The sequence below is a fragment of the Brevundimonas sp. genome (assembly GCF_004210735.1).
Classification (GTDB): domain Bacteria; phylum Pseudomonadota; class Alphaproteobacteria; order Caulobacterales; family Caulobacteraceae; genus Brevundimonas.
On the sequence record NZ_SDZL01000071.1, the window covers coordinates 1 to 9,762 of the forward strand.

The 9,762-nt window shown below is 69.6% G+C and carries 9 protein-coding genes; 1 reads left to right on the plus strand and 8 read right to left on the minus strand.

Annotation, left to right across the window (positions count from 1 at the left end):
* Window positions 1–60 precede the first annotated feature (60 nt).
* The 8 genes from EON91_RS12710 to EON91_RS12745 all read right to left on the minus strand — a co-directional run bounded on the left by EON91_RS12710 (window position 61) and on the right by EON91_RS12745 (window position 7,639).
* A complete protein-coding gene (locus tag EON91_RS12710) occupies window positions 61–1,221 on the minus strand; it encodes a phage portal protein (protein WP_292095373.1) in 1,161 nt (386 codons plus the stop codon).
* Window positions 1,222–1,268: 47 nt separating this feature from the next.
* Entirely contained in the window at window positions 1,269–1,535 is a 267-nt protein-coding gene (locus tag EON91_RS12715) for a hypothetical protein (RefSeq protein WP_292095376.1), read from the minus strand.
* Window positions 1,532–2,719, minus strand: coding sequence for a hypothetical protein (locus EON91_RS12720; protein ID WP_292095378.1), 1,188 nt, complete (start codon window positions 2,717–2,719; stop codon window positions 1,532–1,534). Before EON91_RS12720 ends, EON91_RS12715 begins: the two co-directional genes overlap by 4 nt.
* Entirely contained in the window at window positions 2,719–2,985 is a 267-nt protein-coding gene (locus tag EON91_RS12725) for a hypothetical protein (protein WP_292095381.1), read from the minus strand. Before EON91_RS12725 ends, EON91_RS12720 begins: the two co-directional genes overlap by 1 nt.
* 28 nt (window positions 2,986–3,013) lie before the next feature.
* Entirely contained in the window at window positions 3,014–4,225 is a 1,212-nt protein-coding gene (locus EON91_RS12730; protein WP_292095385.1) for a terminase family protein, read from the minus strand.
* Window positions 4,173–4,604: a hypothetical protein gene (locus EON91_RS12735; protein ID WP_292095388.1), complete on the minus strand. Its 432-nt coding sequence runs from the start codon at window positions 4,602–4,604 to the stop codon at window positions 4,173–4,175. Before EON91_RS12735 ends, EON91_RS12730 begins: the two co-directional genes overlap by 53 nt.
* A 133-nt stretch (window positions 4,605–4,737) precedes the next feature.
* Window positions 4,738–7,131: an ATP-binding protein gene (locus EON91_RS12740; RefSeq protein WP_292095391.1), complete on the minus strand. Its 2,394-nt coding sequence runs from the start codon at window positions 7,129–7,131 to the stop codon at window positions 4,738–4,740.
* 52 nt (window positions 7,132–7,183) lie between these two features.
* Window positions 7,184–7,639, minus strand: a complete 456-nt coding sequence (locus EON91_RS12745) for a YcgN family cysteine cluster protein (protein ID WP_292095393.1) — start codon at window positions 7,637–7,639, stop codon at window positions 7,184–7,186.
* Window positions 7,640–7,700: 61 nt separating this feature from the next.
* On the opposite strand from EON91_RS12745, the gene EON91_RS12750 reads away from it, so the two are divergent.
* Window positions 7,701–9,599: an ABC-F family ATP-binding cassette domain-containing protein gene (locus EON91_RS12750; RefSeq protein WP_292095395.1), complete on the plus strand. Its 1,899-nt coding sequence runs from the start codon at window positions 7,701–7,703 to the stop codon at window positions 9,597–9,599.
* Window positions 9,600–9,762 lie beyond the last annotated feature (163 nt).

Sequence of the window (9,762 nt, forward strand, 5' to 3'; positions counted from 1 at the left end):
GGGCAATAGGGACGCGACGCCTCTCCCTCCCCGGGACGGGGAGGGAGAGGCGTCGCGTCCCTATTGCCCCACCCCCGCCATCCGCCGCCGCTCGTCGTCGGTCAGAAACCCCGCCGCGTTCAGCCGCGCCCACAGCGCATCCCGCTCGACCTGCAGCGCCGGGACCGCATCCAAGTCCGGCTCGATCCGGCAATCGCTGAACCGCCCGCCCAGCCAGCCCGTCATCGCCCCGGCGGCTTTCCTGACCAGCGGGATCACCGTTCCGCGCCAGAAGGCGGCGTTGGCTTCTCGATAGTTGGCGTATGTCGCGTCGCCGGGTATCCCCAGCAGTTGCGGCGGAACCCCGAACGCCAGGGCGATCTCGCGCGCCGCCGCATGTTTCCCCGCGATGAAATCCATGTCGGCCGGTGTCAGGCTCATCGGCTTCCAGTCCAGCCCGCCTTCCAGCAGCAGCGGCCGCCCGGCGTTGGCCGCGCCCGCATGGGCCTCGCCCAGTTCCACCTTCAGCGCCTCGAACTGTTCGGCGGTCAGCCGCTCGCCGTCCTTCGATCCATAGACCAGCGCTCCCGACGGCCGCGCCGCATTGTCCAGCAGCGCCTTGTTCCAGGCCCCGGACGCATTGTGCACATCGATGGCGAAGGCCGCGGCCTCCAGCGGCGAGAAACCGTAATGGTCGTCTGTCGGATGAAACAGCCTCAGTTGCATCACCGGCGACCAGCCGTCAGCCCGCCGCCCGATCCGCACCGAACGCCCGCCGACGGTGTATTCATACGCCTCGGGCCAGCCCGCGCGCCCCGGAACCACCGTCATCCGGTCGGGGCGCAGCGCCCACAGTTCATCGGGCACGCCGTCGCCGTCCTCGTCGCCGGTCGCCTCCAGATAGGCGTTGCCCGCCGTCTGCAGCGCGCCGTACACCGCCTCCATCAGTTCCGCCCCCGACTGCTCGGGATTGGGCTTGTCCAGCAGCCGGGCCAGCGGATGCTCCGTCGTCCGCACCCCGCCCGCCAGAACCATCAGCGGCGTTGACGCCGCCGCCTCGGCGATCATCCGCACGCAGCGATAGGCCACGGCGTTCTTGCCGAACCCCTCGCGCGCCAGATGGGCGTAATCGCGCGGCGTCCACCGCGCTCGCCCGATGCCGGTCAGGGCGATCAGCGGCCCCGTCCGGCTGTCCTTGACCTCGGGCGCGCGGGCCCGTTCGCGGCCCCCATCACGATGCATGGGCCAGCGCCATTTCGCCATCGGCGATCCTCCAGAAATATCGAGTGTCAGTCCGCGCCCGGAAGTGATCCCAGCAGCGCATCTGCCTGGGCCGCGTCGGCGAAGCGCAGCGGCGCGGTCAGCGTCGGCGCTGCGGGATCGTCTCCCGCCCACGCCCGGCGCAGCCGTGACGGCGTCACCACATGGGCCTCCAGATCCGGCCGCCCCGCCATCACCTCCAGCGTCAGGTTCACATGCCAGCCCGCCAGTTCGACCGGCTCGCCGTCCGGCGTCGGCGGCGGGTCGAACAACAGGCCGATCCGGTCGATGCTCATGCCGTCCGCTCCCTCAGTTCCTCGACCGTCCGCGCCACCGGTTCGAACGCCAGTCGCCGGACATAGCCGTCCAACGGCGCCGATCCGCCCCGCAGGGCTCCGATCCGGCACGCCGTCATCGCCGGCGCCGCCACGCTCGCGGTTCCGATCAGCGCCCCATCCGCGACAAGGCTCCAGTCAGGCCCCGCCCGGCCCACGGCCCAGCGCACGATCCGCGCCCCGGCCCGCGCCGCCGATCCCAGGCTGGTGGTCACGCCGCCCGTCCGCACCTCGGCCGCCAGCCGCCCGTCGGGCAGACGCCGCACGATCAATCGCCCGGCGTCATCGTCATGCAGGTCGATCAGCGTCTGATCTGCGACCGCGTCCCCCGTGAACTCCACCTCGCCGCTGACGCTCATTTCGGTCACGACCGGCACGGCCAGCGTCAGCGTATCCGCCCCGCGCGTCGCCGCCGCGTCGGCGGTGATGATCGGACTGGTCGCGCGCGCGCCGTCCTCCAACTGCATCAGGGTGAACCAGACCTCGGCCCCCGCCTGGATATCCAGGCCGAACACTCGCGTCGTCTGGCTCAGGCCGTTGGCGATCTTGGCCCGCCGGACATAGCCCCCCTCCAGCACTTCATAGGATCCAAAGGTCTGGGTGGTGCCGACCCGTCCCTGTCCGCCGCCGCGCCAGACCAGCGATACGGTATGGTCCGTCAGGTCGCCGACCGGCCCCGGCAAGCGTACCTGCGCCAGCGCGGTCCCGGCCCGATTGTCCAGATACAACACCCGGCCGGTCATCACCCCGGCGTCGATCAGTTCCCCGAACTCCGCCGCCCTCAGCGCCGCCGTATCGTCGACCACCGCCAGCGTCGCCGCTGCGTCACCCGTCCGGACCACACCCGCCAGATCGACCGGCGCCGCGTTGCGGCTGGCGACCTTGTTGGTCCGCTGGCCCTCGATCAAGAGGCCGCGCCCGGTGATACGGGGCCGTCCGGTGGCGAAGGTCCGCCACCGCCCATCCGCCTCCTGCGCCAGTCCCGCGCCGATCCGGGCGAAGACCACGCCCGGCACAGTGTCCAGCGCCGCATGACGGCGCCCGTCCCGTTCCATCAATCCCTCGGCGAAGCCCAGCCTCACCCCCGGCCCGCCGGCCCCGCGCAGCGCCGCCGCCACGGGACCCAGCTGCTGCGCCGCCAGCATCAATCGAACAGCGCCACGATCTGCTGCGCCGTGGTGCCGGTGGCCAGCACTCGGCGCGTCTGCACCGCCACATAGCCCGGCCCGTGCGCCTTCAGCGTCACCGCCTCGGTTCCATTGGCCGGGATCACGACGATGTCGCCCCCCTGCCCCAGGTACAGCGCCTTGGCCACATGGCCCAGGTCCGTCGCGTCATTCGGCGTCACCGCCTCGGCGCGCCTGGCGGGCGCGCTGGGCGATGGCGCATGGGATTGATAGGCGTCCGGCATCGGGCGTCTCCTTGTTGTTTGAAATCGGTCAAAGCGTTCGCAGTCGTGGCCCCGCCGGGCCGTGCAGCAGCAGATGCGTCAGCGCCCACACCAGGGCGTCCGCACGGTCGGGGCTGTGGCCGGGGCCGACCTCCGAACCCAGCGCCATCATCTCTTCTTCCAGCGCCGGAAAGGCGTCGCAGTGGACCACCCGCCCCTGTTCGTACAGGGCGGCCACCGGCTCGGCTCGCGCCCGTTTGCCCCGACTGGCGTGGACCAGTTTGATCGGCGGCTCACAGCCCGCCTGGGCCAGGATGGCCCGCACCATCTCGCCCCCCTGATTGGCCTCGGCCAGCACCTGCTGGACGCCGAATTCCTTCGCCGTCTCGGCCACTCGCCGGCCCCAGCCTGCGGGCGACAGCCCCCGCGCCGAACGGTCGGCCAGCACATAGGCCGTGCGGTCCTTGCGTCCCGCCACCACGATCCCGCAGGCGTCGCCGTGGGCGCTGGCGGGCGGGTCCACCGCCACCACGATCCGCTCCAGCCTCGCAGGCCTGTCGCCCCGCGCCCGCGCCAGATCCTCGGCCCGGAACAGGGCGCCGTCAGTCTCGACCACCAGCCCTTCCAGCTCCTGCGCCTCCAGCGACGTCCCGCCGTACAGGTCGCGCAGATTGTCCAGAAACCCCGGGGACAGATTCCCCGCGTTGACCGCGGTGGCCATCCGGCCGCTGCGGGTCATCGCCTCGACCATCAGCCGCCGCAGCGCCGGAACCGGCCGGGGCGTCGTCGTCACCACCAGTCGCGGCCCCGGCCCCAGCCGCAGCCCGAACCTCAGGGTCTCCAGCACCCGCTCCGGCTCACGCCAGGCGCAGAATTCATCGGCCCAGCCCGCATGGAACTGCGGCCCCCTCAGACTATCGGCGTCCTCGGCGGAAAAGGCGTAGGCCGTCGCCCCGCTGGTCCACACCAGCCGTTTGCGTCCGCCCTCCCAGCGCGGCCGGTCCCCGGCGGCCAGGGCCTTCAGCCCCGACGGTCCCTCGACCATCACCTCGCGCACGTCGTGCAGGGTCGGCCCTACCAGCGCCAGATTGAATGGCCCCGACTCGGCCACCCGGCTCAGCCAGAAGGCGCCCGCATAGGTCTTGCCCGACCCGCGCCCGCCCAGCAGCAGCCAGGTCCGCCAGTCGACCACCGGCGGGGCCTGTTCGTCATGCAGGCGGGACGCCGAGGCCAAAAGTCGTCGAAGCGTCTTCAGGCTCAAGTCCTGCGTCGCGTCGCTTGCGTTCGTACACCCCGCGTAGATGCTCGAAACGAGACTCCAGTTCGGCGCGCAGTCGCTGGATTTCGGCGGGGTCTTCGCTGTCACTGTCGTCGCTCATCTCGTCCTCGGGGATGTGGCGCGCGTCCGTCAGGGCCGCGACCTGTTTGGCCGCGCGCGCCAGATTGCCGATGGCCCGGACCCTGCGATCCAGGGCGATCAGCTTGTCGCCCTTGGTGTCGGGATCTTCCAGCTCGACCACCGCCTGATCCATCAGCGCCATCAGCTTGTCCTGCACCGCGTCCAGCCAGACGGCCGTCCGCCTGACGCGCGTCAGACTGTCCCGTGCCAGGCCGTCCCGCTCATCGGTTTCTTCCGTCATGCCCAAAGAGTACGGCGCCGGCGTCCTCAGGCGCGCCGACGGGGTCGAGAATTTGTCAGGGGTTTGAACCGGCGCGGCTTTCCCGCCCCGGCCATCATATCCGCGCCACGCGATGCGGCGCCGTTCGGCGGGATCAGGCGCTCAGCGCCGTGTCCCGTTCCCGCGCGCCGTCACCCAGCCAGTGCGACAGCGCCGCCGCCAGCGCCCGCAACTCCACCGGCTTGGCCAGGTGATCGTCCATGCCTGCGTCCAGACAGCGCCGCACGTGTTCGGCCTGGACATTGGCGGTCAGGGCCAGGATCGGCGCCCGCGCGGCCGGTCCCGGCAGGGCGCGGATGGCCCGTGTCGCGTCCAGCCCGTCCATCACCGGCATGTGCACGTCCATCAGGATCAGGTCATAGGCGCCGGTCCGCGCCGCCTCGACCGCCGCCGCCCCGTCCTCGACCGCATCGATCGACAAACCCATCCCTCTCAGGATCGCCGTCACCAGCTCGCGGTTCGCCGGGGCGTCGTCGGCCATCAGGATGCGCGCCGCGCCGGGCAGGTCCTCCATCGCCGTCGGCGTGGCGGCCTGCACCTGCCGCTGCGCCGTCGGCGCCGGCAGTTCGAACCAGAAGGTCGAGCCTTCGCCCGGCCGGCTCTCGACCCCGATCTGGCCGCCCATCATCTCGATCAACCGGCGCGAGATCGCCAGCCCCAGCCCCGTCCCCCCATAGACCCGCGTGGTCGAGGCGTCGGCCTGGGTGAACCGGTCGAACAACTGTTCCAGCTTGTCGGCGGGCACGCCGATGCCGGTGTCCGCCACCTCGGCCCTCAGTCGCCCGTCCGCGTGGTTCAGGGTCAACGTCACCCCGCCCTTGCCGGTGAATTTCACGGCGTTCGACAGGAAGTTCAGCAGCACCTGCCGGATGCGCCCCTCGTCGCCCATCAGCGTGTCGGGCAGGCCGTCATCCAGCGCCAGCGTCAGCGCCAGTCCCTTGTCCGCGCACTGGCTCTCGACCATGGCCGCGGTGGCCTCGGCCATGGCGCGCGGGCCGAACGGCAGGGGCTCGGCCTCGACCGCCCCGGCTTCCAGCTTGGAATAGTCCAGAATATCGTTGATGACCGCCAGCAGCGCCTGACTGGCCGTCGAGATCCGTTCGACATAGCGCCGCTCGTCGCCTGCCACCGCGCCGCTGGCCTGCAGCAGGCCGGAAAAGCCGATCACGCTGGTCAGGGGCGTGCGCAGCTCGTGGCTCATATTGGCCAGGAATTCGCTCTTGCTGTGGGCCGCAGCCTCGGCGCGATCGCGCGCGTCGCGCAGTTCCGCCTCCAGCCGCTTGCGCTCGTCGATGTCGCGCACGACCACCACCACCTCGTCGCCGCCGATCGGCTGGAAGGTGCATTCGACCCAGACCGTCCGACCGTCACGGTGCAACGCCCGATACTCCAGCCGCGCCGACTCTCCGCTTCTCACCGCCTCGCGGATACAGGCCAGCAGCATCGCCCGATCTTCGGGATGCACATAGTCGGTCGATTGGCCCGACATCTCTTCAAAGGTCCAGCCCAGCAGTCCCTGGATGCCGGGCGAGATGTATTTGCTGCGGCCGTCTGTGTTCACCCGCGTGATGACGTCGCCGGTGTTCTCGGCCAGCAGCCGATAGCGCGCCTCGTTCTTCTGCGCCGTCCGCAGCAGGGCCTCGTTCTCGGTCACATCCTGGAACACGCCGTACAGGGCCTGAACCTTGCCGTCCTCGCCCTTCTCGGCGTGGGCATAGGCGTCCACCAGCCGCTCGACCCCGTCCGCCCGCATCAGCCGGAACCGGTTGCGATACGGCTCCCCGGTCTCCAGCGTATGGCGCATCAACGCCCGCACCTTGGGCTGATCCTCGGGGTGATAGAAGGCGATGGCGCTCTCGAAATCCGGGGTATAGGTGTCCCGCGTCAGGCCATAGATGCGGTAAACCTCGTCCGACAGCTGCAGCGTGCGCGCCACCGCATCCAGCCGCCAGTGACCGACCCCCGACATCTCCTCTGCCAGGCGCAGCATCTCCAGCTGCTCGCTCTGGACCCGCGACGCCCTGACCTGCTCCATCACATCGCCCGCCATCCGGGCCAGCAGGCGCAGCGTCTCGACCTCGCGGGGCTCCAGCGCGCCTCGCGGCCGGTCGTCCATCAGCGACAGCCCGCCGACCACCTCGCCCGCCGCGTCGCTGACCGCCATGCCGGCGAAGAACCGCAGATGCTGTGGCCCGGTCACGCAATAATGGTGACGCGTGCGCCAATCGACCGACGCATCCTCGACCACGACCACCTGGTCCGGGCCCGCCGACACCAGCAGTTCCGTCAGCGAGCCGTCACGCGGCATGCGCGGCGTGGGGCACGGCCGGCTGGACCGAACCACGATCTCGTCGCCGTCGATCAGGCCGACCATCGCCGCCTGAACCCCGAACAGCGAAATCGCCAGCGCCGACAGCCGCTCCAGCGGACCGGCGAACACCTGCTCCTCGTGAAGATCGTGTTTCCTGAGGGCTTTGGCGGTGGTCATGAACGCCACCCTGGCGCCGCGACGGAAATTTTCCGTTACGACGATGCAGCCTTCAGCCGCGTTCCTTGGCCCACTCGGGCGCCTCGAAGTCCAGCGCGTCTTCGGGATCCTTCAGCGCCAGCTCCGACACCGTCTGGCGCCGCACCGACACGCCCGCCTCGTGCACCGTCTCGCGACTGCCCGAAATCAGGTGATGCCACCCCGCCAGCGGCCGCCCCTCATGCAGCCGGCGATAGGCGCAGGACTTGGGCATCCACTCCAGCGCCTCGATATTGTGCGGCGTCAACTTGATGCAGTCCGGCACCTGCGCCTTGCGGTTGGCATAGTCGGAACAGGCGCAGACGTTGGTGTCGAACAGCTTGCAGTGCACCCGCGTCGGGATCACCTCGCCCGTATCCTCGTCCTCGAACCGGATCACGCAGCACAGCCCACACCCGTCGCACAGGCTCTCCCACTCCTGCGGGTTCATCTCCGCCAGGGTCTTGGTTTCCCAGAAGGGCTTGGTCACGGGGGTCTGAGGCTCTACATCCACGCGCTCCCCATACTCGCACTCGCGACCGAAAGCACCCATGGCCGCTCGCCCACCTCTCGTCGCTCTCAAGGACGTCCGTCTGCAGGACGGGCCGCGCCCGCTGTTCGACGGCGTCGACATGGCCATGGAGCCGCGCAGCCGGGCCGCCCTGGTCGGGCGCAACGGGGCGGGCAAGTCGACGCTGATGAAGGTCGTCATGGGCCTGATCGAGCCAGACGCCGGCGATCGTTCCGTCCAGGCCGGAACCCGCTTCGCCTATGTGCCCCAGGAACCGGTCATCACCGGCGACACCCTGTTGGACTACGCCGCCTCGGGCGGGGCCGAGCGCTGGACGGCGGAAAGCTGGCTGACCACCTTCGGCCTGGATGCGAACAAGCCCGCCGTCAGTCTGTCGGGCGGCGAGACCCGCCGCGCCGCTCTCGCAAAAGCTTTTGCCGAAGAGCCCGACCTGCTGCTGCTGGACGAGCCGACCAACCACCTGGACATCCTGGCTATCGAACTGCTGGAGAATGAGCTGGTCCAGGCCCGCTTCGCCGTGCTGGTGGTCAGCCACGATCGCGCCTTCCTGAACACCGTCACCAACACCTGCCACTGGCTGGAAGGGCGCCGCGTCCGCACCCTGGACAAGGGCTTCGACGCCTTCGACGAATGGGCCGGCAAGGTGATGGAGGAAGAGGCCGAATCCCTGCGCCGCCTGACCAAGAAGATCGAGGCCGAGACCTACACCTTCTACCGCTCCATCACCGCCCAGCGCACCCGCAACGAGGGCCGCGCCCGCGCCCTGAACGCCATGCGCGCCGACCGCGCCGAACGGGTCAAGGACCTGCCGCGCGAGCTGCACCTGGGCGTCGATTCCGGCGCCGTCTCGGGCAAGCTGGTGGCCGAGCTGAAGGGGGTCAGCAAATGGTTCGACAGCGGGGCCGGAGTGAAAAGTGCTAGTGCTAGTGAGCAGACGCGTGACGCCGCCACGGACACCTGCTCACCAATCACTAGCACTAACACTCCTCCACCCGACCGCCGCGTCCTCTTCCGCAACCTGACCACCCGCATCATTCGCGGCGACCGGCTGGCCATCGTCGGTCCCAACGGCGCGGGCAAGACGACCCTGGTCAAGACCCTGCTGGGCGAACTGGCGCCGGACGAGGGCACGGTCCGCCTGGGCGCCAATCTGGAACCCGTCTATCTGGACCAGTCGCGCGAGGGGCTGCGCTCCGACATGACCCTGTGGGACGCCCTGACGCCCGGCGGCGGCGACAGCATCCTGGTGCGCGGCCATTCCAAGCACGTCGCCGCCTACGCCAAGGATTTCCTGTTCTCGGAGGCCCAGCTACGCCAGCCGATCTCGACCCTGTCGGGCGGCGAACGCAACCGCTTGTTGCTGGCCCGGGCCCTGGCCAAGCCGGCCAACATGCTGGTCCTGGACGAACCGACCAACGACCTGGACATGGACACGCTGGACAAGCTGGAAGAGCTGCTCGAGAGCTATGATGGCACCCTGATCCTGGTGTCCCACGACCGCGATTTCGTCGACCGCCTGGCCACCTCGACCATCGCCATGAACGGACGCGGCGACATCGTCGAAACCCCCGGCGGCTGGCAGGACTTCCTGCGTCAGAACCCGACCTTCCTGGCCCCGCCGCCGACCCACGCCGAGGCCGCGCCCAAGCCCGCCGCGCCCACCGCCGCGCCGCCCAAGAAGCAGGCTAAACTCTCCTACAAGGACGCCCGCCGGCTGGAGGAGGTCGAAAAACTGATGGAGACCCTGCCGGCCGAGATCGCCAAACAGGACGCCATCCTGGCCGACCCCAACCTCTTCTCCCAGAACCCCGCCGCCTTCGACCGCGCCATGAAAGCCGCCGAAAAAGCCCGCGCCGACCTCGAAGCCGCCGAACTGGACTGGCTGGAACTGGAAGAGAAGAAGGCGGCGTTGGGGTGAAGATCCCCTCCAACCTCTGACCTGACATCCCTAACGTCCGCTAGGGGTGGTTAGCGGACGTTATCCCGCCCTGACGTTTTGGTATAAGTTGAAGGCGTCATTAGAGGGTTGGGATGCTGAACCGCTTAGAAGCTGGCCTCGGATACGTCGCCTATCAAGCTTG

What these genes read in the sequence shown, in the direction of transcription:
- EON91_RS12710 (WP_292095373.1), bottom strand. Translation starts at nt 1,221, where the DNA reads ATGCATCGTGATGGGGGCCGCGAACGGGCCCGCGCGCCCGAGGTCAAG.
- EON91_RS12715 (WP_292095376.1), bottom strand. Translation starts at nt 1,535, where the DNA reads ATGAGCATCGACCGGATCGGCCTGTTGTTCGACCCGCCGCCGACGCCG.
- EON91_RS12720 (WP_292095378.1), bottom strand. Translation starts at nt 2,719, where the DNA reads ATGCTGGCGGCGCAGCAGCTGGGTCCCGTGGCGGCGGCGCTGCGCGGG.
- EON91_RS12725 (WP_292095381.1), bottom strand. Translation starts at nt 2,985, where the DNA reads ATGCCGGACGCCTATCAATCCCATGCGCCATCGCCCAGCGCGCCCGCC.
- EON91_RS12735 (WP_292095388.1), bottom strand. Translation starts at nt 4,604, where the DNA reads ATGACGGAAGAAACCGATGAGCGGGACGGCCTGGCACGGGACAGTCTG.
- EON91_RS12740 (WP_292095391.1), bottom strand. Translation starts at nt 7,131, where the DNA reads ATGACCACCGCCAAAGCCCTCAGGAAACACGATCTTCACGAGGAGCAG.
- EON91_RS12750 (WP_292095395.1), top strand. Translation starts at nt 7,701, where the DNA reads ATGGCCGCTCGCCCACCTCTCGTCGCTCTCAAGGACGTCCGTCTGCAG.